The organism is Pseudomonas sp. A1230 (assembly GCF_044218825.1).
Lineage (GTDB): Bacteria > Pseudomonadota > Gammaproteobacteria > Pseudomonadales > Pseudomonadaceae > Aquipseudomonas > Aquipseudomonas iridis.
Genome location: NZ_CP162582.1, coordinates 1042200 through 1067514 on the forward strand (window position 1 = coordinate 1042200; position 25315 = coordinate 1067514).

Consider the following 25315-nt stretch of genomic DNA (forward strand, 5'->3'; position numbering starts at 1 on the left):
CTGTACTCCATGCCCGCGCGGCTCAGGCCGGCAGCGGACGGGTTTCTGATCGGGCGCAGGCTTGCGGCGAACTCGGCAGGCGAGTCAGGCGCAGGGCGTTGAGCACCACGGTCAACGAACTGATCGACATGCCGACCGCGGCCCACACCGGGGTGATCCAGCCGAGGGCGGCGAACGGCAGCATGAGGCCATTGTACAGCGCGGCCCACAGCAGGTTCTCGATGATTACCCGACGGGTGCGCCGCGCCAGCGTGAACGCTTGCACCAACGCATCGAGGCGATTGGACAGCAGCACCGCATCGGCGCTGGTCTTGGCCAGATCGGTGGCCGATCCCATGGCCACGCTGATGTCGGCGGCAGCCAGCACCGGCACATCGTTGACGCCGTCGCCGAGCATCAGCACTTTGCGACCTTCCTTGTGCAGCTGTTGCAACACTTGCAGCTTGTCATCCGGACGCAAGCCACCACGGGCCTCATCAATGCCCAATTCGGCGGCGACACTGGCGACCATCGGCGAACTGTCGCCGGACAGCAGTAATGTGCGCCAGCCACGCGCCTTGCACGCGGCGAGCAGGGCGGGCGCATCGTCGCGCAGGCGATCGTCGAGCACGAACCACGCCAGCGGTCCCGAACCATCACCGAGCAGCAGCCATTGGCCTGGCTCATCCGGCATCGCCGGGGCTGCGGCGGCACTGAGGGCGCAGACAAAATCAGCCTGGCCGATGCGCAAACGTTGCTCGCCGACAATGCCTTCGAGGCCAAGCCCCGGCGTGCTGTGGACGTCTTCAGCGGCCAACGGTGCCCGGCCAAACGCGCGGGCAATCGGGTGTTCCGAACGGTTTTCCAGCGCGGCGGCGAGGCTCAGGCATTGGTCACTGTTCAGTGCGCCCAGAGGACGAATCGAGCGCAGCACCAGGCGACCTTCGGTGAGCGTGCCAGTCTTGTCGAAGATCACCGTGTCGATCTGATTCAAACCCTCCAGCACATGGCCGCGCGTCAGCAGCAGGCCGAGTTTGTGCAGGGTGCCGGTGGCAGCGGTGAGTGCAGTGGGTGTCGCCAGTGACAGCGCGCAGGGGCAGGTGGCGACCAGCATGGCGAGGACGATCCAGAACGCCCGCGACGAATCCAGCTCCCACCACAACAGGCCGATGGCGGCCGCAGCGATCAGTGACAACAGCAAAAACCATTGCGCGGCGCGGTCGGCGATTTCCGCCAGTCGCGGTTTTTCGGCCTGAGCGCGATCCAGCAAACGAACGATGGCTGACAGCCGGGTGTCTTGCCCCATGGCCAGCACCTGCACGGTCAGCGCGCCTTCGACATTCAGCGTTCCGGCAGTGACCGCATCACCCGGTGCCCGCGGTTGCGGCAGGTACTCGCCCGTCAACAGTGATTCGTCGATGCTCGACTGGCCGTCGAGAATCTTGCCGTCCGCCGGCAGGATCGACCCGGGTTGCACCAGAATTCGCTCGCCCACCCGCAACTCGCTGAGGAGGATGCGCTCGCTCTGGCCGGTCTCATCGAGACGCAGGCACGAGGCTGGCAGCAGATTGACAAGCTGTGCGGTGGCGGCCGCAGTGCGCTCCCGGGCGCGACGTTCCAGATAACGTCCAGCGAGCAGGAACAGCGCGAACATGCCGACCGCATCGAAATACAACTCGCCGACGCCGGTGATCGAGGTCCAGATTCCGGCGATATAGGCGCTACCGATCGCCAGTGAAACCGAGACATCCATGGTGAGATGCCGCGTGCGCAAATCGCGCATGGCGCCCTTGAAAAACGGTGCGCAACTGTAGAAAACGATCGGCGTGGTCAGGAACAGCGCGACCCAGCGCAGGATGGTGTGCAGTTCGGGGCTGAGGTCGATGTTGAATTCTGGCCAGGTGGCCATGGTCGCCATCATCGCCTGAAACCACAGCAATCCGGCCACGCCGAGTTGGCGCAGGGCCAGACGGTTTTCGCTGGCCAGTTGCTCGCTGGCGCGGTCAGCCTGATACGGGTGCGCGGCGTAACCGATGTGGCGCAGTTCGGCGAGGATCTGGCTGAGTGGCAATTGCCCATCGGCCCAGCTCACATGCAGGCGGTGGTTGGACAGGTTCAATCGCGCCTCGGCCACGGCGGGCAGCGTGCGCAGGTGTTTCTCGATCAGCCAGCCACAGGCGGCGCAACTGATGCCTTCCATCAACAGAGTGGTTTCGGCCAGATCGCCTTCGTGGCGGACGAAAGGTTTTTGCACGTCGGCACGGTCGTACAACGCCAGTTCGTCAACCAGTTGCACCGGCAGCGCCTCGGGGTTGGCCGAGGCTTCGCTGCGATGCTGATAGTAGCTTTCGAGCCCGCCGGCCACGATGGCTTCAGCCACAGCCTGACAGCCAGGGCAGCAGAATTCGCGCGGCTCCCCGAGTACGACGGCGGTAAAGCGGCTGCCGGACGGGACGGGCAGGGCGCAGTGATAGCAGGGGAGTGGGGTGGTCATCGGATATTCACTAATACTGCTGAATCAATACCGCCTCTGTAGGAGCTGCCGCAGGCTGCGATCTTTTGATTTTGTTTTTAAAGCAAGGTCAAAAGATCGCAGCCTGCGGCAGCTCCTACAGGGAGCGGTTTACTTTTTCAGGTCTTCCGCGCCTTGCAGCGGTTCATCACCCAGCAGCAGATCCTTGTCATGGCTGACCAGTTCTTCTTCGAACATCCGCCAGATGTGTTCGTCCTGCGTGCCCAGCAACTCCACAAAGCGGCGACCTTCGACTTTATCGTTCAACTGGCCGATGTAGCGCCCCGATTCAGTTTCGCTGCGGGTCAGGACGATCTTGCGATCCTTCTCCGGCTGAGTCGGCGAGATCAGATTCAGCTCGAGGGTTTTCGGTTGGCTGTCGCCGCTCAATCGCAGGTCGACTTCGCCGGTCACGTCATCCAGAAACACCGCCGCGCGCATCTTCAGGGTTTGCGCCAGCAACTCGCGATCCAGCGAACGGTTGATGCCTTTGCCAGCCTCGTAATAGTTGTCGTTGACCAGATTGTCCGGATTGTTCACCGCGATGGTCACCATGGACAGGGTCAGCGTCACCGAACAGGCCAGTATCGCGATGATGATCCATGGCCAGAGGTGTTTGTACCAAGGGCTTGCGGCGTTTGCTGCGGGCATGTTCAGTTCTCTCAACGAATTTGTGGGCCGATGAATCGGCTCTTGGCTTCAACGTGGACGCTGTCGTCATCGGCATCCTTGAGGATGAATTTCACCTCGTTGGTGCTCGACGGCAGTTGTTCCGGCGCGCTCGACAGTTCGACCGGCATGGTAAAGATATCCCCGGCGGCGACCTTGATCTCGCGCTTGCCTTGCAGGCGCAGGTCCGGCAGACCACTGGCTTGCAGCAGATAGGTGTGGTCGCGCTGATCCTTGTTCATGATCTTCAGGCTGTAGACGTTTTCGATCCGGCCTTCGGCGTTTTCGCGGTACAGCACGCGGTCCTTGCTGACGTCGAAACCCACCAGCGAGCGCATGAAAAACGCCGCAGCCAACAGGCTGATCATTGCCAGCAACACCACGGCATAGCCGATCAGGCGTGGCCGCAGTTTATGGGTTTTCTGGCCGGACAGGTTGTGTTCGGTCGTATAGCTGATCAGTCCGCGCGGGTAATCCATCTTGTCCATGATGCTGTCACAGGCGTCGATGCACGCGGCGCAGCCGATGCACTCGATCTGCAGGCCGTCACGGATGTCGATGCCGGTCGGGCAGACCTGGACGCACATAGTGCAATCGATGCAATCGCCCAGGCCCATGGCCTTGTAATCGACGCCTTTCTTGCGCGGGCCACGGCTTTCACCACGGCGCGGGTCGTAGGAAACGATCAGCGTGTCTTTGTCGAACATCACGCTCTGGAAGCGTGCGTACGGGCACATGTAAATGCACACCTGCTCGCGCAGCCAGCCAGCGTTGCCATAAGTGGCGAGGGTGAAGAAACCAACCCAGAAATACGACCAGCCATCGGCTTGCCCTGTGAAGAACTCAAACACCAGTTCGCGGATCGGCGAGAAGTAGCCGACAAAGGTCATACCGGTGACAAAGCCGATCAGCAACCACAGCGTGTGTTTGGCGAGCTTGCGCAGGAACTTGTTGCCGCTCATCGGCGCTTTGTCGAGCTTGATGCGTTGGTTGCGGTCGCCTTCGGTGACTTTTTCGCACCACATGAAAATCCACGTCCACACACTTTGCGGACAGGTGTAGCCACACCAGATGCGCCCGGCATAAACGGTGATGAAAAACAGTCCGAACGCGGCGACGATCAGGATCCCCGACAGCAGGATGAAATCCTGCGGCCAGAAGGTCGCGCCGAAAATGAAGAACTTGCGTTCCGGCAGGTTCCACCACACGGCCTGATGGCCGCCCCAGTTCAGCCACACCGTCCCGAAATACAGCAGGAACAGGCCGGCACCGCCCATCATCCGCAGATTGCGGAACAGGCCGGTGAAGGCACGGGTGTAGATTTTTTCTCGAGAGGCGTAAAGGTCGACGCTGTTGTTCGCGTTTTTACTCGGTGGCGTGACGTCGTGTACCGGAATCTGGTTACTCATCATTGCATCCCACGGCAGTGGAAAAATGCCTCGGTCGATACGTGCCAACCGGGGTCAGAAGGGGCGTTGCGGTGGCGCAATGATACGCCTGTAACGCCGATGAACGGGTGCGACCTTTGGTCGCGTTGGGGAAAAATCCTGAATGGTGTAGCGAATGTAACAAAGCATGATGCAGATCAATTGACTATAGACGAATCCTTCGTGCCGCCTACCGTCTCAACCGAAGCGCAGCGAGAGATGCTGCGCTACTTGATAGCAAGCTTCGCTACTGATCGAAAGTCGTTCAATGTGCATCAGGTGTCTGACAATAACTGGCCATCACGCAAGGTGATCGCCACTGTCGCGGTGCGCTGACAGTCACCATGGACTGAAACGAAAACGGCCCCGTCAAATGACGGGGCCGTTTTTTTGCTTCAAGCGTTGGCCTTACTCAGCGTTCGCTTCCGGTGCTTTTTCACCGTGGGACAGGCTGTAAACATAAGCCGCCAGCAGGTGAACCTTGTCGTTGCCTTGCAGCTGTTCTTGTGCAGGCATCTGGCCCTGGCGGCCGTAACGGATGGTCTGCTGCAGTTGCGCAAAGCTCGAACCGTAGATGAATGCGCCTGGGTGGGTCAGGTCAGGTGCGCCCATCGCTGGCGTGCCTTTGCCCGCCGGGCCGTGGCAGGCCACGCAGTTGGCGGCGAACAGTTTCTGGCCATTGGCGACGTCTGCCTTGGCGCCTTCCGGCAGCTTGCGACCATCGAGGTTGGTGACCACGAACGCAGCGACATCGGCCACGCCTTGCTCGCCAATCACTTCAGCCCACGCCGGCATGACCGCGTGACGGCCGCCCATGATGGTGGTCTTGATGGTTTCCGCTTCACCGCCCCAGCGCCAGTCGGCGTCGGTCAGGTTAGGGAAGCCATAGGCACCCTTGGCGTCGGAACCGTGGCAGACCGAGCAGTTGGAAGCGAACAGGCGACCACCCATCTTCAGCGCTTGCGGGTCCTTGGCCACTTCTTCGATTGGCATGGCAGCGAACTTGGCGAAGATCGGGCCAAACTTGGCGTCAGAGCGAGCCATTTCCTTTTCCCACTCGTGCACGCCAGTCCAGCCGGTCTGGCCGTTGGCGAACGCAGTCTGCTTCTCGGTATCGAGGTAGTTGTAGCCTGGCAGCAGGCCTTTCCAATTACCCAGGCCCGGGTACAGCACCAGATAACCCAGCGCAAAGATGATGGTGCCCACGAACAGCATGAACCACCATTTAGGCAGCGGGTTGTCGTACTCCTCGATCCCGTCGAACGAGTGGCCGACCGTCTCGTCCGTCTGCTCGGAGCGCTGGCCCTTGCGGGTCGACAGCAACAGCCAGGTCAGGGCGAAAATGGTGCCAAGACTGAGGACTGTGACGTACAGACTCCAGAATGTAGTCATTCTTTGTTACTCCTAGAAGCTTGCTCGACGTGCTTGATGGCTTCGGGATCATCCGCAAAAGGCAGCAAGGTCGCGTCTTCAAACTCCGACTTGCGCTTGGGGCTGAACACCCACAACGCCAGACCGATAAAGGCCACCATCACAACAACGGTGCCCAGGCCACGAATCATCCCGATATCCATCTAAATCACCGTTTGCTTTTGATGATGGTGCCCAGGCCTTGCAGATAGGCCACCAGCGCGTCCATTTCGGTTTTGCCCTTCACGGCATCCTGAGCACCGGCGATGTCTTCATCGGTGTAAGGAACGCCGAGCGTACGCAGGACCTCCATTTTCTTGGCAGTTTCCTTGCCGTCGAGCTTGTTTTCCACGAGGAACGGGTAAGCCGGCATTTTCGACTCAGGCACCACGTTGCGCGGGTTGTACAAGTGCGCACGTTGCCAGTCATCGGAGTAACGACCGCCGACACGGGCCAGGTCCGGACCGGTACGCTTGGAACCCCACAGGAACGGGTGGTCCCAGACGCTTTCACCAGCGACCGAGTAGTGGCCGTAGCGTTCGGTTTCGGCACGGAACGGACGGATCATCTGCGAGTGGCAGCCGACACAGCCGTTGGCGATGTAAACGTCGCGGCCTTCCAGTTCAAGGGCGGTACGCGGCTTCATGCCTTCGACCGGCTTGTTGGTAACGTCCTGGAAAAACAGCGGTACGATCTGGGTCAGGCCACCGACGCTGACGGCGATGACCATGAAGAAGGCCAGCAGGCCAATATTCTTCTCGACAGCTTCATGCTTCATCAGTGAGCTCCAACGACAGCGATCTGGGCAGCGGCTTCGGCTTCAGCCGGGTTCGAGGCGCGCACGGTGCGCCAGACGTTGTAAGCCATCAGCAGCATGCCGCTGGCGAAGAACGCACCGCCCAGGGCACGGACGATAAAGCCCGGGTGACTGGCTTGCAGCGCTTCGACGAACGAGTAGGTGAGGGTGCCGTCATCGTTGATTGCACGCCACATCAGACCCTGGGTGATGCCGTTGACCCACATCGACGCGATGTAGAGCACGGTACCGATGGTCGCGAGCCAGAAGTGCGCGTTGATCAGGCCGACACTGTGCATCTGCGCACGACCGAACAGTTTCGGGATCATGTGGTAGATCGCGCCGATCGAGATCATTGCCACCCAGCCCAGAGCGCCGGCGTGTACGTGGCCGATGGTCCAGTCGGTGTAGTGCGACAGCGAGTTGACGGTCTTGATCGCCATCATCGGCCCTTCAAAGGTCGACATACCGTAGAACGCCAGCGATACCACGAGGAAGCGCAGGATCGGGTCGGTGCGCAGCTTATGCCAGGCGCCCGAGAGGGTCATCATGCCGTTGATCATGCCGCCCCAGCTTGGCGCCAGCAGGATGATCGACATCGCCATGCCTAGCGATTGTGCCCAATCCGGCAGCGCGGTGTAGTGCAAGTGGTGCGGGCCGGCCCAGATGTACAGGGTGATCAGTGCCCAGAAGTGCACGATAGACAGGCGATAGGAGTAGATCGGACGTTCGGCCTGTTTCGGCACGAAGTAATACATCATCCCCAGGAAGCCGGTGGTCAGGAAGAAACCCACGGCGTTGTGGCCGTACCACCACTGGATCATCGCGTCGGTCGCGCCCGAGTAGGCGGAGTAGGACTTGAACAGATTCACCGGCAGGGAGGCATGGTTGACGATGTGCAGCATTGCGGTCACGACGATGAACGCACCGTAGAACCAGTTACCGACATAGATGTGTTTGGTTTTGCGCTTGGTGATGGTGCCGAAGAACACCAGCCCGTAGGTCACCCAGACAATGGCCAGCAAAATGGCGATCGGCCATTCCAGTTCCGCGTATTCCTTGGTGGTAGTGTAACCCAGCGGCAAGGTAATGATCGCGCCGACGATTACCGCTTGCCAGCCCCAGAAGGTGAAGGCGGCGAGGCTGTCGGAAATCAGTCGCGTCTGGCAGGTTCGCTGCACGACATAGTAGGAAGTGGCAAACAGTGCACAACCACCGAAGGCGAAAATCACCAGGTTTGTGTGCAACGGGCGCAGGCGTCCAAAGCTCGTCCACGGCAGACCGAAGTTCAATTCCGGCCAGACCAGTTGCGAGGCGATGAAAACACCGAGCCCCATGCCAAGGATCCCCCAGACCACCGTCATGATGGCGAACTGGCGGACTACCTTATAGTTATAAGCAGTCGGACTGATTGCTGTGCTCATTCTAAGGTTCCACGGTTTGGGTATTTTATTAGGATTAATTCGGCCGCAAGTATGGGGAAAGCAGGGGGTCATTGCAACGCGCCATGACCTGGGTCAATGCTTTCCAACGCTGATTCTGCGGCCTTTCCATGCGCCGCGTAAGGACAAAATCGGCCTCGGACAAAATGTCGCAGCCGAAGAAAAAAGCGAGGGGTTCAGGTCGCGTGTAACGAGGTGTGTTCAAACGCTCAGTTCGGCTGACGGACGGCAATCGGCTCGACAGCCGGTATCTACCGGCGTTTGCGGCCACATCAGTCAGCCATTTCGCAGAACACAGCGGTTAGCGTCGGCCTGGAACCGGCACGAGCCAGTCCTCATCGAGCAAGCGTAGACCCGAATCAGGGGAACCGAAAGGCGAGGGAGTGAAGGGTGCGACAATGCGTCGCAAAGGGGCAGGAAACTGCCGCACCTTAATCGGTGCGGCATAGGCGTAGCCAATGTGGTCTATTTATTGTCTTCAGTTATAAGTTTTTCTGTGCTCAATCCATTGCTAAGGCTGTATACATAAGCTGCGAGCAATTGCACCTTGTCGTTACCCAGCAGTTCGTTTTGCGCGGGCATATGGCCCTGACGACCGTGGCGAATGGTTTGTTCAAGCTGAGTGAGGCTGGTGCCATAGATAAACCCGGCCGGGTGCGTCAGATTCGGCGCGCCCATGGCTTCAGTGCCTTTGCCGGTTGCCCCGTGACACGCCACGCAAGTGGTGTTGAAGGCTTGCTGTCCGGCTTGCAGATCAGCCTTGCTGTCGGCAGGCAACGGCAGGCCGGCCAGTTCGTGACGCACGTACGCCGCGACGTTCTTCACGCCCGCTTCGCCCAACACTTCGCCCCAGGCCGGCATTGCTGCCACCCGGCCACCCATGATGGTGGTCTTGATGGTGTCGGCATTGCCGCCCCAGCGCCAATCGCTGTCGGCGAGGTTAGGGAAGCCGAACGCGCCTTTGGCGTCGGAGCCGTGGCACACCGAGCAGTTGGAAGCGAACAGACGGCCACCCATTTTCAGCGCCTGCGGATCCTTCGCCACTTCTTCCACCGGCATGGCGGCAAACTTGGCGAAGATCGGCCCGAACTTGGCGTCAGCCTTGTTCATTTCCTTTTCCCACTCGTGCACGCCGGTCCAGCCGTCCTCGTAACCCGGCAGGACGCCTTTCCAGTTGCCCAGACCCGGATAAAGGATCAGGTAGCCCACAGAAAACACCAGGGTGCCGGCGAACAGCATGAACCACCACTGCGGCAGCGGGTTGTCGTACTCCTCGATGCCGTCAAAGCTGTGGCCCATGGTCTGGTCGACGCTGCCCTTGGTTTCGCCCCGGCGGGTGCCGATCAGCAGCCACGTCAGGCCGATCAGGCTGCCGATGGTCAGTACGCAGATCCACGTACTCCAGAAGGTGGTCATGGCCGGGTACTCCTTGTTTCAGATGCTGGTGTAGTGTCGGGTTGCGGTTCGTCGGCGAACGGCAGCAGACGCGCTTCGGCGAATTCCGGATTGCGCTTGCGGTTGAACACCCACAGGGTCAAGCCAACGAAGGCGACGAACACCACAACGGTGCCTAAGCCACGAATCAGTCCTGCACTCATTTCAAAGACCATGGCTCACCTCTTGCTCTTGATTGCAGTGCCGAGCACTTGCAGGTAGGAGATGAGTGCGTCCATTTCGGTCTTGTCCTTGAGGCTGGCCACCGCGCCGCTGATGTCGTCGTCGGTGTACGGCACGCCGAGGGTGCGCATGGTCTTGAGCTTGGTTTCGGTGTGGCTGCTGTCGACCGCTTGCGTGACCAGCCATGGGTAGGCCGGCATTTTCGATTCCGGCACGACGTTGCGCGGGTTGTACAAATGCGCGCGGTGCCAGTCATCCGAATAACGTGCGCCGACCCGTGCCAGATCCGGCCCGGTGCGTTTCGAGCCCCACAGGAACGGGTGATCCCAAACGCTTTCCCCAGCCACCGAGTAATGCCCGTAGCGCTCGGTTTCAGCGCGGAACGGCCGGATCATCTGTGAATGGCACTGGACGCAGCCTTCACGGATGTAGATGTCGCGACCTTCCAGTTGCAGCGCGGTGTAGGGCTTCATGCCTTCCACCGGTTTGTTGGTGACGTCCTGGAAGAACAGCGGGACGATCTGGGTCAGGCCGCCGATGCTCACAGCGAACACCATCAACAGCATCAGTAGGCCGACGTTCTTTTCAATCGTTTCGTGTTTCATGGCGGACTCCTCAGGCCATCTGCGCGGCGGCAACGACGTCAGCAGGCTGCGAGGCCCGCACCGTGCGCCAGGTGTTGTAAGCCATCAGGAACATGCCGCTGAGGAAGATCGCCCCGCCAACCAGCCGCACGACAAAGCCTGGGTGGCTGGCCACCAGGGTTTCGACGAAGGAGTAGGTCAGCGTGCCGTCCTCGTTGACCGCGCGCCACATCAGGCCCTGGGCGATGCCGTTGACCCACATCGAGGCGATGTAAAGCACGGTGCCGATGGTGGCGAGCCAGAAGTGCGCGTTGATCAGGCCGACGCTGTGCATCTGCGCCTTGCCGAAGATTTTCGGGATCATGTGATACAGCGCGCCGATGGAAATCATCGCCACCCAGCCCAGAGCGCCGGCGTGAACGTGGCCGATGGTCCAGTCGGTGTAGTGGGAGAGGGCGTTGACGGTCTTGATCGCCATCATCGGACCTTCGAAGGTCGACATGCCGTAGAACGCCAGCGAGACCACGAGGAAGCGCAGGATCGGGTCGCTGCGCAACTTATGCCACGCGCCCGAGAGGGTCATCATGCCGTTGATCATGCCGCCCCAGCTCGGTGCCAGCAGAATCAGCGACATCACCATGCCCAGCGACTGCGCCCAGTCTGGCAGCGCGGTGTAATGCAAGTGGTGCGGGCCGGCCCAGATGTACAGGGTGATCAGTGCCCAGAAGTGCACGATCGACAGACGATACGAATACACCGGACGCTCTGCCTGTTTCGGCACGAAGTAGTACATCATCCCGAGGAAACCGGCGGTGAGGAAAAAGCCTACGGCGTTGTGGCCGTACCACCATTGCACCATCGCGTCTGTCGCGCCGGAGTACAGCGAGTAGGACTTGGTAAAACTGACCGGAACTTCCAGGTTGTTGACGATGTGCAAAATCGCCACAGTGATGATGAACGCGCCGAAGAACCAGTTGCCCACATAAATGTGTTTGGTCTTGCGCTGCATAATCGTGCCGAAGAACACGACCGCGTAGGCGACCCAGACAATGGTGATCAGGATGTCGATCGGCCACTCCAGCTCGGCGTATTCCTTGGAGCTGGTGTAACCCAATGGCAGGCTGATCGCCGCCAACAGGATCACCAGTTGCCAGCCCCAGAAGCAGAATGCGGCAATCTTTGGCGCAAACAATTGGGTTTGGCAGGTGCGTTGTACCGAGTAGAACGAACTGGCGAACAGCGCGCAGCCACCGAACGCGAAGATCACCGCGTTGGTGTGCAGAGGGCGTAGACGGCCGAAACTGGTCCAGGGTAAATCGAAGTTGAGCTCGGGCCAGACCAATTGGGCCGCGAGAAAAACCCCGAGCCCCATGCCGACGATGCCCCACACCACCGTCATAATGGCGAATTGGCGGACCACCTTGTAGTTGTAGGCGGTACTGATAGAAGTGTTCATGGTTCCCCATCCACGGTTCAGCCGAAGTGACCGCGCGCAAAAGAGCCGCAAATCCTTCGCCTGGAGTTATAGGCAGACTAAAAGCGAGGCAAGCATGAACAAACAGCACAAGGCCAGTATTGACGGGGATCAATGGGCGCAGTGCGTACGTGATCATGGGTGGCTTTGGAACGCCGCCAGTGGCGAGGCTTCGGCGACGTTGATCCTGGCGCATGGGGCGGGGGCGCCGATGGACAGTGACTGGATGACGGATATGGCTGGGCGCCTTGCTGCACTTGGGGTCAATGTGTTGCGGTTTGAGTTTCCGTATATGGCGCAGCGGCGGGTTGATGGGGTGAAGCGGCCGCCGAATCCTGCGCCGAAACTGCTGGAATGTTGGCGTGAGGTGTTCGCTGAGGTGCGACGTCATGTCGCTGGGGCTTTGGCCATTGGTGGGAAGTCGATGGGGGGGCGGATGGCGAGTCTTTTGGCTGACGAATTGGCTGCCGATGCGTTGGTGTGTTTGGGGTATCCGTTTTATGCGGTGGGCAAGCCGGAGAAGCCTCGGGTTGAGCATTTGGCTGGTTTGAAGACGCGGACGTTGATTGTGCAGGGGGATCGGGATGCGCTTGGCAATCGTGAAGCTGTCGAGGCTTACACCTTGTCACCGAGTATTGAGGTGGCGTGGCTAGTGGCCGGGGATCATGATTTGAAGCCGTTGAAGGTTTCCGGTTTTACCCATGAGCAGCATTTGGCCAGTGCCGCGCAGAAAGTAGCCGAGTTTCTCAGCAAGTGACCGAGGCGGGCTGAGATTTTGAACTGCATGAAGATCGGCTCCCTTTCCCCTCGCCCCCTTGGGGGAGAGGGCTGGGGTGAGGGGGATCGATTTCAGCTACGACATATTTTTTGGGTACATATCCATTGCTGCGGTAACGGCCGCTTAGGGTTTCGCCCTGACGGCGACTCACTTTTTTTACAAACGCCTAAAAAAAGTAAGCAAAAAAACGCTTGCTCCTACGTACGGCCCGCTCGCTGGGGCTCGGGGTTCCTTCGCTGCGGGATCGATCCGGGCGCAGCGTCTCCGGTTTGCTGCGCTGCACCTCCTCTCGCTGTGTTTGGCTTCGCCAAACGGTCGCTGCGCTCCCACCCCCGGATCAATCCCTCCACTCAGCCTTCCGACGTCGCCCGTGGATCAAGATCAAGAGCGGCAGCCGAGCTAACGCTCATCCTGTTGAGTGGTGAAGAGCAGAAGCGGTGCCAGCGATGGCGGCCTGACAGCCGACCAATCTCTAACTGACGCACCCGGTCCAACTGTGGGAGCGAGCCTGCTCGCGAAAGCGGCCTAAGAAACAACATCAATACAACAGGGGAATTTCCAGTTTTCTCTATCAGTAAACGCAATCCTGCAAGCACGTTTAAATCACACAACCCGTTACGCCATCGGGCCTACAACTCCTTGCGCCGTTACCTACGCGTACGCCAGAATCCGCCTGCTTACGCGGCTATGAGGTGGGTTGTATCGTTTCCCTGTCACTGGAAAACAGTGATCGGGTTTGGTAGCCCGCTTCGAAACCGTATGGTGTCACCGTACGCAGTCCCTTTTTTGGGGCTCAGATTTTTATGGTGGACATGCGTGGGGCTCATTCGTGAGCGCCGGGTTTCCCGTTTCGACCGGTCTACCAACCCACGTATGGCCACCACCCACTCGTTTGGTAGCGAGGGTGATGGCTCCTAATATTCGAAACTGGAGTTACACCTATGTTCAAAATCACACCAAACCCACCAGCCACTGATCCAATCCCCCACGACCCAGCGCTTAGCCCACAAAAGATCAAAGAAGCAACCGACCGCGCCCTCGATTACTACCTCAAGCCCGACGACCTCGCGGCTCCGCCAACCTCGCCCAAGTTTCGCCCCGTCTTTCTCGTCGACCCGACACTGGATGACGAAACCCTGCTCGTCGAAGCCTGCGAGTCGCTGTCTTACGCCCATGCCATGGCCGGTAACATCGCCCACTCGATCGGCGGCCCGGAGCGCAAACCGCTGCTGGCGCTGCAACAGGTGATCATGCTCAACGAACTGTTGGTCAATCGACTGCTGGATAAGCTGAAGTTGCCTCAGTAATTTCGCTGGCTGTTATGGCCTCATCGCGAGCAGGCTCACTCCTACAAGGGATTGTCGTTGGACACAAATCTGTGATCCCACTACGTTCCAAAGTGGGAGCGAGCCTGCTCGCGAAAGCGCTCTGCCAAGCACTATCACTTTCAGACAAGCAACAAAAAACCCGGAAGCTTTCGCCGTCCGGGCTTTGAAGATCAAAAGATCGCAGCCTTCGGCAGCTCCTACATTGGAATGCATGTTCCTGTAGGAGCTGCCGCAGGCTGCGATCTTTTGCTTTTAGCGGTTAAACCGCTCCACCAACGAGTACTGTGTATTGGCAGTCTTGGTCAGCTCTTCACTCAGCAACGCCGAGTTGTGCGCCTGTTCCGAAGTCTGATCCGCCAGTTCCGAAATGTTGCTGATGTTGCGGCTGATTTCTTCGGCCACAGCACTTTGTTCTTCGGTCGCGGCGGCGATCTGGGTGGTCATGTCGGTGATGTTGGCCACCGCTTCGCTGATACCGACCAGCGCCTGGTCCGCTTCCAGCACCCGCGCGACACCTTCTTCGGCCTGGCGATGCCCGGCTTCCATGGTTTGCACAGCGCTCGAAGCAGTCTGCTGCAGCTTGGCGATCAGGGCATGGATCTGCCCGGTGGATTCGCTGGTGCGTTGCGCCAGTTGACGAACTTCATCCGCTACCACGGCAAAACCGCGACCCATCTCGCCGGCACGGGCCGCTTCGATGGCGGCGTTGAGCGCGAGCAGGTTGGTCTGGTCGGCGATGCCTTTGATCACATCGACCACGCCACCGATTTCGTCGCTGTCTTTCGCCAGTTGGGTGACGGTCAGGCCGGTTTCACCCACAACAACCGACAAGCGCTGAATGGCTTCGCGGGTTTCGCCGGCGATGTCGCGTCCGCGACCGGTCAGGCGATTGGCTTCCTGAGTCGCGTCGGCGGTGCGCTGCACGTGGCTGGCAACTTCCTGAGTCGTCGCGGCCATCTGGTTGACGGCGGTGGCGACCTGTTCGGTTTCCACCCGCTGACGTTCCAGGCCGGTCGAGCTGCTGTGTGCCAGAGCATCGGACTGCTTGGCTTGATCGGTCAGGTGCTCGGCAGTGTCCTGCAGACGGGTCAGGCAGGTTTTCAGACGGGCTTCCTGACTGAGGATCGACATTTCCAGACGTGCTTGCGCGCCACGGCTGTCGGTGTACATCTGCGCGATCAGCGGGTCGGAGGTGGTCTGCTCGGCCAGACGCAACAGGCGCTTGAGCCCGCGTTGCTGCCATTGCAGGCCCATCAGGCCCAGTGGCACCGACAGAGCGGCCGCCAGGGCAAAGCCCCACTGTGAAGTCAGCGTGGCACCGATCATGAAGCTCAGTTGGCTGACCAGAATGAACGGCAGCCAGTCCTGCAGCACCGGCAGCCATTTATCGCTGGAAGGAATCGCCGACTTGCCCTGATTGATGCGTTGGTAAAGCGCTTCGGCACGGCGGATCTGTTCGGCGGTGGGTTTGATCCGCACCGACTCGTAACCGATCACCTGATTGCCGTCGAACACCGGTGTTACATAGGCGTTAACCCAGTAATGGTCACCGCTCTTGCAGCGATTCTTGACGATGCCCATCCATGGCAAGCCTTGTTTCAGTGTGCCCCACATGTGCGAAAACACCGCAGCCGGGACGTCGGGGTGACGAACCAGGTTGTGCGGCGCACGGATCAGTTCCTCACGCGAAAACCCGCTGATCTCGACGAAAGCGTCGTTGCAGTAGGTGATCATGCCCTTGGCGTCGGTTGTGGAAATCAACCGTTGCTGAGCCGGGAAGGTCCGTTCGCGTTGTGTAATGGGCTGGTTGTTACGCATGTTTTTCAATCCGCAAGGCTTTGAAAGGTTGTCGGCGCTGTCAGGAAATTATTGAATTTTTCTTTCAGTAATCAGCACGGCGTCGCAAAACGCGGCTTGCATCAACCGGCAAGCATCGGATAGGTGAACAAGCCAAAATGCAGCACATTCAGCCCGAAGTGTGTGGCGATCGCCGCCCCGAGTCCGCCGAAACGGTAGGCCAGACCATAGCCGACACCTGCCAGGCCCGCCAGTAATACCCAAGTCCAGCCAGCGCCGACATGCGCCAGTGCGAACAGTGAAGACGCCAGCAGCAAGGCAAGGTTTTCTCCATACGGCAGATGCTTGAAGCGCCGGCTCAAGCCACCTTGTATATAGCCGCGAAACAACGCTTCCTCGACCAGCGTCACCAGCAGCAAGTTGTTCAGCACCCACAACCACGCCTGATCCGGCCATTTCGGCGCCCAGGCGATAACGCCAAGCAACACCGCACCACCGAGTGCGAGGACCGCGCTTAACGTCAGGCCCAGGGCGGTGGCATACACCGTCAGGCGCAACGGGCGCCGCGCGACAATCCATGGGCAGACCAGCAACAGCCAGAAGCCGACCAGTGGTTTGTCCTGATTCAGGTACATCGAAAAGCGCGCAGCGTTATCAGTGAAACGCTGCGGATCAATAGCGCGACCGTTGTAAAAACCCGGCAACCAATGCATCGCCAACGCCAAGGTCATCACAATGAACAGGCCGTGGCCGAGATAGCGTGCGAACGGCACTTCTTGCTGGCGTACCGCGTACCCGGCAAACAGCAGCAGGCCAACGGAAATCAGTGCCAGCCAGCCGAGTTGGCCGTAGCTGAGCGCCATTCCGTAGCCGAGGCTGAGCAGCGCCAGATAAAGCCAAGGCAAAGCCTTCATCGAAAGTCCCTGTAAAAATGGGTGGAAGGGCTTTCTACACGGGTGGGCGGCGGGGGACAAGTAAAGGTGAGGCGGGAAGTCGGTACAACACCAATATCGGTGGCCAAACACAAATCCCAATGTGGGAGCGAGCCTGCTCGCGAATGCGGTGTGACAGGCAATAGATGTATCGACTGATACACCGCATTCGCGAGCAGGCTCGCTCCCACAGGGGATGTTTATTCCATCAGGACTTGGCTGAAGGTTCAGCGCAGGTTGAGTTTCGCCGCAGCACGCGCGGTGATTTCCGTGCGCAGTTTCAACGATGGCGCCGCACGCAACCGGGCCTCGTCGACGATTACACTCGGCGCTGAATCCGGCGAGCCCGAGTTAAATGGCGGTGCCGGAGCATACTCAAGCTGCAGTTGCACCAACTGCGCCGTGTCGGCATCAACCAGTTCAGCCGCCAGCACCAAGGCAAAATCAATCCCGGCCGTAATCCCGCCGCCAGTCAACAGATTGCCGTCACGCACCACCCGATCCTTCACGGCAATCGCCCCCAGCGTCGGCAGCAAATCGTGATAAGCCCAGTGTGTCGTCGCGCGTTTGCCTCGCAGCAGACCCGCCGCGCCGAGCACCAGCGAGCCGGTGCATACCGAGGTCACGTAACGCGCTTGCGCCGCCTGACGTTTGATGAATGACAGCGTCTGCTCATCCTCCATCAACGGCCCGACGCCAGCGCCACCGGGCACACAGATCACATCCAGATCCGGACAGTCCTCGAATGTGGTGGTCGGTTTCAGCAGCAGCCCGGTGCTGGCGGTGATCGGCATCAGGTCTTTCCAGATCAGGTGCACCTTCACGTCAGGCAACGAGGCGAGCACGTCATATGGGCCGGTCAGGTCGAGTTGCTGTACCTGCGGAAACAACAGAAAGCCGATCTGCAACGTCATGGTGTTTTTCTCCATTAGGGGGGTGGACGGCTTCACTCTAGGCGCGTACGTTCTGGCGCATACGCCAATCACCCCACGAATTACGCCAAATGCCCAAAGCCATTCACGTACTCGCGTTTGCCAACATGCAGATCCTCGACGTCACCGGCCCGTTGCAGGTGTTTGCCTCAGCCAATGACCTTTGCCGTCAACGTGGCCTGCCTGTTCCATATGCGCCGACGGTCATTGCCCGCGAGGGCGGGGCGGTGATGTCGTCGGCGGGGCTGGCGGTGCTCGCCGAACCGCTGCCGTTGGAGGCCAGCGACACGCTGATCATCGCCGGTGGCTGGGGCATTTATCCGGCGGCGGAGGATAGGCCGCTGGTGGATTGGGTGCGCAAACACGCGGCGAAATGCCGGCGCGTGGCTTCGGTGTGTACCGGCGCGTTTCTGTTGGCGGCCAGCGGCTGGCTCGATGGTCGGCGCGTCGTCACTCACTGGACGCGTTGCGAGCAACTGGCGCAGCAGCATCCGAAGTTGCAGGTCGAGGCCAATCCGATCTTCATCAACGACGGCCCGGTCTGGACCTCGGCGGGCGTCACCGCCGGCATCGATCTGGCTCTGGCGATGGTCGAGGAAGACCTCGGCAGCGATATTGCGCTGGACGTCGCCCGACATCTGGTGGTGTTCCTCAAGCGCCCGGGCGGGCAATCACAGTTCAGCGTGACCTTGTCGCTGCAAAACCAGGGCAATCGTTTTGATGACCTGCACGCATGGATTGCCGAAAACCTCACCTGCGACCTCGGTGTGCCGACCCTCGCCGAACAGGCCGGCATGAGCGAACGCAGCTTCGTCCGCCATTACCGCGCCGACACCGGCCAGACCCCGGCGCGTGCGATCGAACTGATCCGCGTCGAAACGGCTCGGCGTTTGCTTTGCGATACCGGGCTCCCTGTAAAACGCATCGCGGCAAACTGCGGGTTTGGCAGTGAGGAGACCTTGCGTCGTAGTTTTCTGCGGGCGATTGGGGTGACGCCGCAGGCGTATCGGGAGCGGTTTTCGGTTAGCGCTGCAACAATCAGCTCTGAAGTTGTGGCGCGAAGCTGAACCTGCGGCGAGGGAGCGAGCTTCCTCGCCGCAAATGATTCAGGCCTCGGCTTCCGCCACCTGATTAAAATACTTCGTCCGATCCGGCGTGAACGTCACCACCATTTTCGTCCGCGAGCATGTCAGCGTGCGCTCCACACTCAGATCGATATCCAGGTCTTCCCCGCGCAAGCCTTGCCACTGCGCGAGGTATTTCAGTGAGCCGTATTTTTCGTTCTTCTTCAGGCTGCGGCTAACGCCACCTTTCCAGCCGAGGACGGGCAGTTCATTGGCGATGCAGCGTTGGGCGAGGTCGGGGAAACGGGCGGCGCGCTGGCGGCCGATTTCCCAGCATTTGATCAGGCCTTTATCGGCGGCTTCCCAGAGCTGGGTGCGGCTCAGGCCGGTGCGCAGGGCGCTGTCGATGTTGCGCTGGACGTGCTGGGACATTCTGCTTCCTTGAATTCGGGTTTTGTTGGACAGCTCCGCTGTGCCCGTTGCGGTGGATGGTAGGGGCGGATGTAACAGCTGGCAACAAGGTATTTCGGGGTGTAAGTGCAAGTGGCAGGGGAGGGAAGGGTCAACAATTGTTACGAGTTTGTAGTCCCTCGCTGGAGGGACTGGGGTTTGCTGCTTCAGGCGCAGGCTTGCGTCCTACAGAGAAGGTTTTTTCAGGGAAGTTTCCGACAGACTCCGGCGACTTTTACGGTTGCCATTCACTCTTTTCCCCACTCAAACGTCGATCGAGAAAACTCGCCGCACTGATCAATGCCAGATGTGTCAGCGCTTGCGGTGTATTGCCCAGATGTCGTCCATGGCTGTCGAATTCCTCGGCGTACAGCCCCAGCGGATTGGCGTATCGCAGCAGTTGTTCGAATTCCAGATGGGCCTTTTCCACCTGGCCGGCGCGGGCCAGGCATTCGACGTACCAGAACGAACATGCGGCGAATGCGCCTTCGGTGCCGGCCAGACCATCAATGCCTGCCTCTTCGTTGCGATAGCGATAAACCATGCCGTCGCGCACCAAACTCTTTTCGATGGCCTCAAGTGTCGATAGCCAGCGTGGGTCCTTGGCGCTGACGAAGCGCACCAGCGGCATCAACAGCATGGAACCGTCGAGTGCGGTGCCGCCCTTGTACTGGACGAAATGCCCGCGTTCTTCATCCCAGAAGTTGTCCCAGATGTCGGCGTAGATCGCCTGACGGGTCTGGTCCCATTGGGCAAACGGTGCTGGCAATGAACGTTTCGAGGCGAGGCGAATCGCTCGGTCCAGCGCCACCCAGCACATCAGCCGTGAGTGCAAAAAGTGATGCTGCTCACCGCGCATTTCCCAAATGCCTACATCCTTGGTCTGCCATGTCTCACACACCTGATCGACAACTTCGCGCACATGTTTCCAGCCTTCGTGGGAAATGGCGTCACCGTACTTGTTGACCAGATACACCGCGTCCATCAATTCGCCGAAGATATCCAGCTGAATCTGGTCATACGCGCCGTTGCCGATGCGCACCGGTTTCGCGCCGCCGTGCCCCGACAGATGCGCAAGCTCGGTTTCCGGCAGTTCCTGACGGCCGTCGATGGCATACAGAATGTTCAGTTTCATCGGCTGGCAGTTGCAATCGCTGACCCGTCCGCGTAGCCAGCGCATGTAGGCATTGGCTTCGCTGACGAACCCCAGGCGCATGAATGCGTAAACGGTAAACGAGGCGTCGCGGATCCAGGTGTAGCGGTAATCCCAGTTGCGTTCACCGCCCGGGGTTTCCGGCAGGCCGAAAGTGGCGGCCGCGAGGATCGCGCCGTGTTTGCGTGAGGTCAGCAGCTTGAGCGCGAGCGCCGAGCGGTTGACCATTTCGCGCCAGCGTCCGCGGTAAGTCGACTGGCCGATCCAGTCACGCCAGAACTTCAGCGTGCGCTCCATGCAGAAATCGCCGGCGCCCTCGGCGAAACGCGGGTCGTCAGTCGCGCCGAGCATGAAAGCGGCGGTCTGGTTCTGTGTCAGCGTGAAGTGGGCGACGGCTGCATTTGCGTCAACCTGCATCGGCTGATCCGACGCCAGACGCAGTGTCGGTTGGCCGGTTGCGCTGAACAGCACGTCCTTCTGATCGGCCTGCCCGCGGGTGTCGGCGCGGGCGTAGTCGTGGCGCACGGCGCAGCGCATATGGAACGTCGCTTCGCCGCTGACCACGCGCACGCGGCGCATCAGCAGCGGCAGGTCATCTTCGCTATCGCCCACTGGCAGCATGTCGGTAATTTCCACCACGGCAAATTCGCTGAGCCAGCGGGTTTGCAGAACGTTGGTGTCCGGCAGGTAAATCTGCTCACGTCGCGCATCGGGCAAGTCCGGCGCAAGCTGGAAAATCCCCGCGTCGGGTGTGTCCAGCAACGAACAGAAAATCGACGGACTGTCGAACTCCGGCCAGCAGAAAAAATCCACGCTGCCCTTGTCGTTGACCAGCGCTGCACTGCGCATGTCGCCGATGATGCCGTGGGCGTCGATCGGGCTTTGTTGTTCTTGATGATGCTCAGCCATTGCCGCGAAACTCCGGATAGAGGCTCATGCCGCCGTCGATGAACAGGGTGGTGCCGACGATGTAATCAGCGGCGTCGGAGGCGAGGAAAACCACGGCGTTGGCGACGTCATCGACGTCGCCGATACGCCCATAGGGAATCAGCTCAAGCAGCTTTTCACCCGCTGCACCTTCGGTGGCTTCTTCATTAATGGCCGTACGAATCGCCCCCGGCGCAATGCCATTGATGCGAATGCGCTGATGGCTGACTTCCTGAGCCAGGGTCTGCATCAACTGATCAACACCACCCTTGGACGCGGCGTAATTGGCATGCCCGGCCCACGGAATGCGTTGGTGCACAGAGCTCATGTGAATGATCTTGCCGGCGGCGCGGGACACGCCTTCGCGAACGCCCTGGCGATTGAAAATCCGCAGTGCAGCGCGGGCGCAGAGGAACTGGCCGGTGAGGTTGACGCCGATCACCGCGTTCCAGTCATCCAGCGTCATGTCCACCGCTGCGGCGTCTTTTTGCAGTCCGGAATTGGCCACCAGAATGTCCAGCGAACCAAAGGCTTCGAGGGTCTGGGCGAACAGCCGCTCGACCTCATCTTCCTTCGACACGTCCGCGCCAATCGCGATGGCCTGGCCACCGTCGGCGATGATTTGCCGGGCGAGGGCTTCGGCGGGTTCGGCCTGACGGTTGTAATTGATGACCACCGCTGCACCCGCAGCGGCCAGTGCTTTGGCGGCAGCGTGGCCGATGCCGGAGCTGGCGCCGGTAATGAGTGCGACCTGGCGGGCGAGGGAGATCTGCATGCGAATTTTCGCCTTGAGTGAGGACCTATTTAGCTGACCGACGGCCAGCCTTGAGAGTTCAGCCAGAAGATCAAAAGATCGCAGCGTGCCGCAGCTCCTACAGATGACCACATTCACCTGTAGGAGCTGCGGCACGCTGCGATCTTTTGATCTTTAGGCCCTTCACATTCCACCAACAATTCCCCGCTTCCACACCCCTCATCCATATGGCAACTTGGCCGCCCCTGACGAGGTTGTGATCGATGGCAAACCCCTACCGCGAATTGTTCACCGCCCCCGGCGCCCGGAATTTTGTCCTCGCCGGGATGATCGCGCGCATGCCGATCTCCATGACCGGTATCGGCGTGATCACCATGCTTTCGCAGTTGTACGGCGGGTACGCGTTGGCCGGTGCGGTGGCGGCGACGTTTGCCCTGGCCACGGCGTTTTGCGCGCCGCAGGTGTCACGGCTGGTCGATCGGTTTGGCCAAGGCAAAGTCCTGCCGGTTTCGGCATTGATCGGCGGCGGGGCGCTGCTGATGTTGCTGCTGTGCACACGGCTGCAGGCACCAACCTGGACGCTGTTCATTTTCGCCGCGCTGGCCGGTTGCATGCCGAGCATGTCGGCAATGGTGCGGGCGCGCTGGACTGAAATCTATCGCGGCCAGCCACAATTGCAGACGGCTTATGCGCTGGAGTCGGTGCTTGATGAGGTCTGTTTTATTGTCGGCCCGCCGCTGTCAGTGGGGCTGTGCGTTGCAGTGTTTCCCGAGGCCGGACCGTTGGCGGCGCTGCTGGCGCTGACGATTGGCGTGACTGCATTTGTAGCGCAGCGCAGCACCGAGCCACCCGTGCACCCGCATGCGTCCGGGGATCATGCCTCGATCATTCGCTCGACCGACATTCAATGGCTGCTGGCATTGATGATCGCCATGGGCATCATTGTCGGTGTGATCGATGTGGTCAGCGTCGCGTTCGCTCAGCACCAAGGGCAACCGGCGGCGGCGAGTATTGTGCTGTCGGTGTATGCGATCGGCTCCTGTCTGGCCGGAATTGCGTTCGGCGCGATGCGTTCGAAACTGCCGTTGCCGCGACTGTTTCTGTACGGCGGAGTGGCGACAGCAGTGACCACGTTGCCGCTGTTGCTGGCGAGCAACATTTTTGGCTTGTCGGTAGCGGTTTTCATTGCCGGACTGTTCTTCTCGCCGACGCTGATTGTGGCGATGGCGTTGATCGAGCGCATCGTGCCACCGGCCAAACTCACCGAAGGGCTGACCTGGCTGGTGACCGGCTTGAGTATTGGCGTGGCGGTGGGCGCCGCCGGGTCGGGTTGGCTAGTGGATGCCTACGGCGCTCGGAGTGGGTTCTGGCTGGCGATTGCGGCGGGGGCAGTGGTGTTGGTGTCTGCGGTGCAGAGTTTCCGGCATTTGAAGTGATCGATCCGCGGACTAATTCCGGTCAGGCCTCATACGTTCTCTTTTACAGATAACCCATTGAGGTAAACGCGGTGACAAAGCTGACACTGCTGTGCCTGCCCTATTCGGGCGCCAGCGCTATGGTTTACAGCCGCTGGCGGCGCCAATTGCCGTCGTGGATGCAACTGCAGCCGGTGGAATTGCCCGGGCGCGGCGCCCGTTACGACGAACCCCTGCAAATCGATATGCGTGAGCTTGCCCGGCAACTGGCCCGTGAGCACAAACCCGGTTTGCAGGCCCCCTACGCGCTGTTCGGGCATAGCCTCGGCGCACTGCTGGCTTGTGAAATGGCTCACGCCTTTCGCGAACTTGGCGTTGCTGAGCCGGTGGCGCTGTTTGCTTCCGGAACCGCGGCGCCAAGCATGCGCAGTGATTACGACCGAGGTTTCGCCGAGCCGCGCAGTGACGAAGAACTGATCGAGCAGTTGCGCGCCTTTCAAGGCACCAGCGAAGAAGTGCTCGCCAATCAGGAACTCATGAGTCTGACGCTGCCGGTGCTGCGTGCCGACTTCATGATGTGCGGGCGTTTCACTCCGATCGACCGACCGCTGCTCAATTGCCCCGTGCACGTATTGGGTGGCAAGGAAGACCGGGCGACCACCGAACAACTGATCGGCTGGAGCAAAGAGACCCAGGGCAGCTTCTCGGTGGACATGATGACCGGAGGGCACTTCTTTATTCATGAACACGAGGTCCGGGTCATCCGCACGATCAAGACCCATCTGGAAGTCCATCACCGGCGCCATGCGCAATCGGTGGCGCCCGCGTATTAACGCGCGGCTCTCCTATCAAATGATTACTGGAGGCCAGTCATGGCTGTTGCTGTGGGATTTTCCGTTCGGCCGCTGTTGCCGCATCGGGGGCGCTTGCCGCTATTGGTGGAAGCGACCGATCCGGACACCGACCTGTTGGCGGTGTTCGACGAATTGAAAGTGTTGGTCGACGAACATTTGTTGCGCGACGGTGGGTTGCTGTTCCGCGGATTTCGCCTGGACGGGGCCGAGCCGTTTCGTCAGTTCGCGGCCAGCTTCGGTCATCCGCTGTTGAATTACGAGTTCGGTTCCACGCCGCGCACCAACGTGACGCAAGGGGTTTACACCTCCACCGAATACCCGGCGCACCAGAGTATTCCGCTGCACAACGAGCAGGCCTACTCCCGCGACTGGCCGATGAAGATCTGGTTCTACAGCATGATCGCGGCGAAGTCCGGTGGCGAAACACCGATTGCCGACAGTCGCGAAGTCTATCGGCGTATTCCGGTGGCCATTCGTGAACGCTTCGTCAGCAAAGGCCTAATGTATGTGCGCAACTTCGGCAACGGGCTGGATGTGGCCTGGGAAGATGTGTTCAACACCGACGACCGCGATATCGTCGAAACTTACTGCAAAGCTCACGGCATCCTCTGCGAGTGGAAGGATGACGGTGAGTTGCGCACCCGGCAAACCTGCCAGGCAGTGGCCAGCCACCCGGTGACGGGGGACATGGTCTGGTTCAATCAGGCGCATCTGTTCCACATTTCCAACCTGCAAGCGGAGGTGCGTGAAAGCCTGTTGGACATCGTCGATGAAGAAGACTTGCCGCGTAACGTTTATTACGGCGATGGCTCTCCTATCGAAGATGAAGTCCTGGCTCAGATTCGCGCGGTACTCGACGAGTGCGCGATCAGCTTTGCCTGGCAGGAAGGCGATGTGCTGATGCTCGATAACATGTTGTCGGCTCACGCCCGTTCCCCGTTCGAAGGCCCGCGCAAAGTTATTGTCGCCATGGCCGAGGGGCATACGATGGACGTGCGCTGAACGATCCGGTGGTTTGCTT

Annotated in this window: 24 protein-coding genes; 7 read left to right on the plus strand and 17 right to left on the minus strand. The window is 60.0% G+C overall.

All coding sequences use genetic code 11. The annotated features are described in order from the left end of the window. Positions 1-22: 22 nt before the first annotated feature. From AB4P97_RS04870 to ccoG, 3 genes are all read right to left on the minus strand, one after another. Complete coding sequence (locus AB4P97_RS04870) at positions 23-2473, minus strand: heavy metal translocating P-type ATPase (protein WP_395602119.1); 2451 nt, start codon at positions 2471-2473, stop codon at positions 23-25. A 129-nt stretch (positions 2474-2602) separates the two neighbouring features. After that, a complete protein-coding gene (locus AB4P97_RS04875) occupies positions 2603-3142 on the minus strand; it encodes a FixH family protein (protein WP_150596845.1) in 540 nt (179 codons plus the stop codon). 11 nt (positions 3143-3153) lie between these two features. Beyond that, on the minus strand, positions 3154-4569 hold the full coding sequence (gene ccoG, locus AB4P97_RS04880) for a cytochrome c oxidase accessory protein CcoG (protein ID WP_042558538.1): 1416 nt from the start codon (positions 4567-4569) through the stop codon (positions 3154-3156). On the opposite strand from ccoG, the gene AB4P97_RS04885 reads away from it, so the two are divergent. Next, positions 4546-4923 (plus strand): hypothetical protein, encoded by a 378-nt coding sequence (locus AB4P97_RS04885; RefSeq protein ID WP_395602120.1) that lies wholly within the window; start codon positions 4546-4548, stop codon positions 4921-4923. The genes ccoG and AB4P97_RS04885 overlap by 24 nt on opposite strands. A 72-nt stretch (positions 4924-4995) precedes the next feature. Here AB4P97_RS04885 and ccoP (AB4P97_RS04890) read toward each other — a convergent pair whose 3' ends face one another. The 8 genes from ccoP (AB4P97_RS04890) to ccoN (AB4P97_RS04925) all read right to left on the minus strand — a co-directional run bounded on the left by ccoP (AB4P97_RS04890) (position 4996) and on the right by ccoN (AB4P97_RS04925) (position 11892). Next, positions 4996-5979, minus strand: a complete 984-nt coding sequence (gene ccoP / locus AB4P97_RS04890; RefSeq protein ID WP_042558540.1) for a cytochrome-c oxidase, cbb3-type subunit III — start codon at positions 5977-5979, stop codon at positions 4996-4998. Then, positions 5976-6161: a CcoQ/FixQ family Cbb3-type cytochrome c oxidase assembly chaperone gene (locus AB4P97_RS04895; protein ID WP_003175465.1), complete on the minus strand. Its 186-nt coding sequence runs from the start codon at positions 6159-6161 to the stop codon at positions 5976-5978. Before AB4P97_RS04895 ends, ccoP (AB4P97_RS04890) begins: the two co-directional genes overlap by 4 nt. Before the next feature lie 5 nt (positions 6162-6166). Continuing rightward, positions 6167-6775, minus strand: coding sequence for a cytochrome-c oxidase, cbb3-type subunit II (gene ccoO / locus AB4P97_RS04900; protein ID WP_042558541.1), 609 nt, complete (start codon positions 6773-6775; stop codon positions 6167-6169). Then, positions 6775-8217, minus strand: a complete 1443-nt coding sequence (gene ccoN, locus AB4P97_RS04905) for a cytochrome-c oxidase, cbb3-type subunit I (RefSeq protein ID WP_042558542.1) — start codon at positions 8215-8217, stop codon at positions 6775-6777. Before ccoN (AB4P97_RS04905) ends, ccoO (AB4P97_RS04900) begins: the two co-directional genes overlap by 1 nt. Before the next feature lie 483 nt (positions 8218-8700). Next, a complete protein-coding gene (gene ccoP / locus AB4P97_RS04910) occupies positions 8701-9651 on the minus strand; it encodes a cytochrome-c oxidase, cbb3-type subunit III (RefSeq protein ID WP_395602121.1) in 951 nt (316 codons plus the stop codon). Further along, positions 9648-9845 (minus strand): cbb3-type cytochrome c oxidase subunit 3, encoded by a 198-nt coding sequence (locus tag AB4P97_RS04915; protein WP_042558544.1) that lies wholly within the window; start codon positions 9843-9845, stop codon positions 9648-9650. The genes ccoP (AB4P97_RS04910) and AB4P97_RS04915 overlap by 4 nt, the downstream gene beginning before the upstream one ends. Positions 9846-9848: 3 nt before the next feature. Next, positions 9849-10457: a cytochrome-c oxidase, cbb3-type subunit II gene (gene ccoO, locus AB4P97_RS04920; protein WP_042558545.1), complete on the minus strand. Its 609-nt coding sequence runs from the start codon at positions 10455-10457 to the stop codon at positions 9849-9851. Positions 10458-10467: 10 nt separating this feature from the next. After that, on the minus strand, positions 10468-11892 hold the full coding sequence (gene ccoN, locus AB4P97_RS04925) for a cytochrome-c oxidase, cbb3-type subunit I (RefSeq protein ID WP_042558546.1): 1425 nt from the start codon (positions 11890-11892) through the stop codon (positions 10468-10470). Positions 11893-11986: 94 nt separating this feature from the next. Here ccoN (AB4P97_RS04925) and AB4P97_RS04930 point away from each other — a divergent pair, with 94 nt between their 5' ends. Both AB4P97_RS04930 and AB4P97_RS04935 read left to right on the plus strand, forming a co-directional pair. Then, complete coding sequence (locus tag AB4P97_RS04930; RefSeq protein WP_395602122.1) at positions 11987-12667, plus strand: alpha/beta family hydrolase; 681 nt, start codon at positions 11987-11989, stop codon at positions 12665-12667. Between the two features lie 962 nt (positions 12668-13629). After that, on the plus strand, positions 13630-13995 hold the full coding sequence (locus AB4P97_RS04935) for a DUF6124 family protein (RefSeq protein ID WP_200610490.1): 366 nt from the start codon (positions 13630-13632) through the stop codon (positions 13993-13995). Between the two features lie 273 nt (positions 13996-14268). Here AB4P97_RS04935 and AB4P97_RS04940 read toward each other — a convergent pair whose 3' ends face one another. From AB4P97_RS04940 to inhA, 3 genes are all read right to left on the minus strand, one after another. After that, positions 14269-15834, minus strand: coding sequence for a PAS domain-containing methyl-accepting chemotaxis protein (locus AB4P97_RS04940; protein ID WP_042558549.1), 1566 nt, complete (start codon positions 15832-15834; stop codon positions 14269-14271). A gap of 101 nt (positions 15835-15935) precedes the next feature. Then, the gene (locus AB4P97_RS04945; RefSeq protein ID WP_047300414.1) at positions 15936-16727 is read right to left on the minus strand and encodes a CPBP family intramembrane glutamic endopeptidase; all 792 of its coding nucleotides are present in this window, start codon (positions 16725-16727) and stop codon (positions 15936-15938) included. Positions 16728-16972: 245 nt separating this feature from the next. Then, the gene (inhA, locus tag AB4P97_RS04950; protein ID WP_261735646.1) at positions 16973-17659 is read right to left on the minus strand and encodes an isonitrile hydratase; all 687 of its coding nucleotides are present in this window, start codon (positions 17657-17659) and stop codon (positions 16973-16975) included. Positions 17660-17748: 89 nt separating this feature from the next. On the opposite strand from inhA, the gene AB4P97_RS04955 reads away from it, so the two are divergent. Then, entirely contained in the window at positions 17749-18744 is a 996-nt protein-coding gene (locus AB4P97_RS04955; RefSeq protein ID WP_395602123.1) for a GlxA family transcriptional regulator, read from the plus strand. A 39-nt stretch (positions 18745-18783) separates the two neighbouring features. Here the strand turns inward: AB4P97_RS04955 and AB4P97_RS04960 are convergent, their stop codons facing one another. The 3 genes from AB4P97_RS04960 to AB4P97_RS04970 all read right to left on the minus strand — a co-directional run bounded on the left by AB4P97_RS04960 (position 18784) and on the right by AB4P97_RS04970 (position 22046). Next, positions 18784-19173: a hypothetical protein gene (locus tag AB4P97_RS04960; RefSeq protein WP_395602124.1), complete on the minus strand. Its 390-nt coding sequence runs from the start codon at positions 19171-19173 to the stop codon at positions 18784-18786. Positions 19174-19426: 253 nt separating this feature from the next. Beyond that, positions 19427-21253: a glycoside hydrolase family 15 protein gene (locus tag AB4P97_RS04965; RefSeq protein ID WP_395602125.1), complete on the minus strand. Its 1827-nt coding sequence runs from the start codon at positions 21251-21253 to the stop codon at positions 19427-19429. After that, positions 21246-22046 (minus strand): glucose 1-dehydrogenase, encoded by an 801-nt coding sequence (locus AB4P97_RS04970; protein ID WP_395602126.1) that lies wholly within the window; start codon positions 22044-22046, stop codon positions 21246-21248. The genes AB4P97_RS04965 and AB4P97_RS04970 overlap by 8 nt, the downstream gene beginning before the upstream one ends. A 242-nt stretch (positions 22047-22288) precedes the next feature. Here AB4P97_RS04970 and AB4P97_RS04975 point away from each other — a divergent pair, with 242 nt between their 5' ends. The 3 genes from AB4P97_RS04975 to AB4P97_RS04985 all read left to right on the plus strand — a co-directional run bounded on the left by AB4P97_RS04975 (position 22289) and on the right by AB4P97_RS04985 (position 25296). Beyond that, complete coding sequence (locus AB4P97_RS04975) at positions 22289-23461, plus strand: MFS transporter (protein WP_273877092.1); 1173 nt, start codon at positions 22289-22291, stop codon at positions 23459-23461. Between the two features lie 71 nt (positions 23462-23532). Next, positions 23533-24273: a thioesterase II family protein gene (locus AB4P97_RS04980; RefSeq protein ID WP_395602127.1), complete on the plus strand. Its 741-nt coding sequence runs from the start codon at positions 23533-23535 to the stop codon at positions 24271-24273. A gap of 39 nt (positions 24274-24312) precedes the next feature. Further along, positions 24313-25296, plus strand: coding sequence for a TauD/TfdA family dioxygenase (locus AB4P97_RS04985; protein WP_273877091.1), 984 nt, complete (start codon positions 24313-24315; stop codon positions 25294-25296). Positions 25297-25315: the final 19 nt, after the last annotated feature.

Bases quoted from the DNA above. Each gene is read 5' to 3' on its own strand.
- AB4P97_RS04895 (WP_003175465.1), bottom strand. From the start codon at position 6,161: ATGGATATCGGGATGATTCGTGGCCTGGGCACCGTTGTTGTGATGGTG.
- AB4P97_RS04945 (WP_047300414.1), bottom strand. From the start codon at position 16,727: ATGAAGGCTTTGCCTTGGCTTTATCTGGCGCTGCTCAGCCTCGGCTAC.
- ccoG (WP_042558538.1), bottom strand. From the start codon at position 4,569: ATGAGTAACCAGATTCCGGTACACGACGTCACGCCACCGAGTAAAAAC.
- AB4P97_RS04965 (WP_395602125.1), bottom strand. From the start codon at position 21,253: ATGGCTGAGCATCATCAAGAACAACAAAGCCCGATCGACGCCCACGGC.
- ccoP (WP_395602121.1), bottom strand. From the start codon at position 9,651: ATGACCACCTTCTGGAGTACGTGGATCTGCGTACTGACCATCGGCAGC.
- ccoP (WP_042558540.1), bottom strand. From the start codon at position 5,979: ATGACTACATTCTGGAGTCTGTACGTCACAGTCCTCAGTCTTGGCACC.
- AB4P97_RS04960 (WP_395602124.1), bottom strand. From the start codon at position 19,173: ATGTCCCAGCACGTCCAGCGCAACATCGACAGCGCCCTGCGCACCGGC.
- AB4P97_RS04935 (WP_200610490.1), top strand. From the start codon at position 13,630: ATGTTCAAAATCACACCAAACCCACCAGCCACTGATCCAATCCCCCAC.
- AB4P97_RS04975 (WP_273877092.1), top strand. From the start codon at position 22,289: ATGGCAAACCCCTACCGCGAATTGTTCACCGCCCCCGGCGCCCGGAAT.
- ccoO (WP_042558541.1), bottom strand. From the start codon at position 6,775: ATGAAGCATGAAGCTGTCGAGAAGAATATTGGCCTGCTGGCCTTCTTC.
- AB4P97_RS04970 (WP_395602126.1), bottom strand. From the start codon at position 22,046: ATGCAGATCTCCCTCGCCCGCCAGGTCGCACTCATTACCGGCGCCAGC.
- ccoN (WP_042558542.1), bottom strand. From the start codon at position 8,217: ATGAGCACAGCAATCAGTCCGACTGCTTATAACTATAAGGTAGTCCGC.
- AB4P97_RS04955 (WP_395602123.1), top strand. From the start codon at position 17,749: ATGCCCAAAGCCATTCACGTACTCGCGTTTGCCAACATGCAGATCCTC.
- inhA (WP_261735646.1), bottom strand. From the start codon at position 17,659: ATGACGTTGCAGATCGGCTTTCTGTTGTTTCCGCAGGTACAGCAACTC.
- AB4P97_RS04930 (WP_395602122.1), top strand. From the start codon at position 11,987: ATGAACAAACAGCACAAGGCCAGTATTGACGGGGATCAATGGGCGCAG.
- ccoN (WP_042558546.1), bottom strand. From the start codon at position 11,892: ATGAACACTTCTATCAGTACCGCCTACAACTACAAGGTGGTCCGCCAA.
- ccoO (WP_042558545.1), bottom strand. From the start codon at position 10,457: ATGAAACACGAAACGATTGAAAAGAACGTCGGCCTACTGATGCTGTTG.
- AB4P97_RS04915 (WP_042558544.1), bottom strand. From the start codon at position 9,845: ATGGTCTTTGAAATGAGTGCAGGACTGATTCGTGGCTTAGGCACCGTT.
- AB4P97_RS04870 (WP_395602119.1), bottom strand. From the start codon at position 2,473: ATGACCACCCCACTCCCCTGCTATCACTGCGCCCTGCCCGTCCCGTCC.
- AB4P97_RS04985 (WP_273877091.1), top strand. From the start codon at position 24,313: ATGGCTGTTGCTGTGGGATTTTCCGTTCGGCCGCTGTTGCCGCATCGG.
- AB4P97_RS04875 (WP_150596845.1), bottom strand. From the start codon at position 3,142: ATGCCCGCAGCAAACGCCGCAAGCCCTTGGTACAAACACCTCTGGCCA.
- AB4P97_RS04940 (WP_042558549.1), bottom strand. From the start codon at position 15,834: ATGCGTAACAACCAGCCCATTACACAACGCGAACGGACCTTCCCGGCT.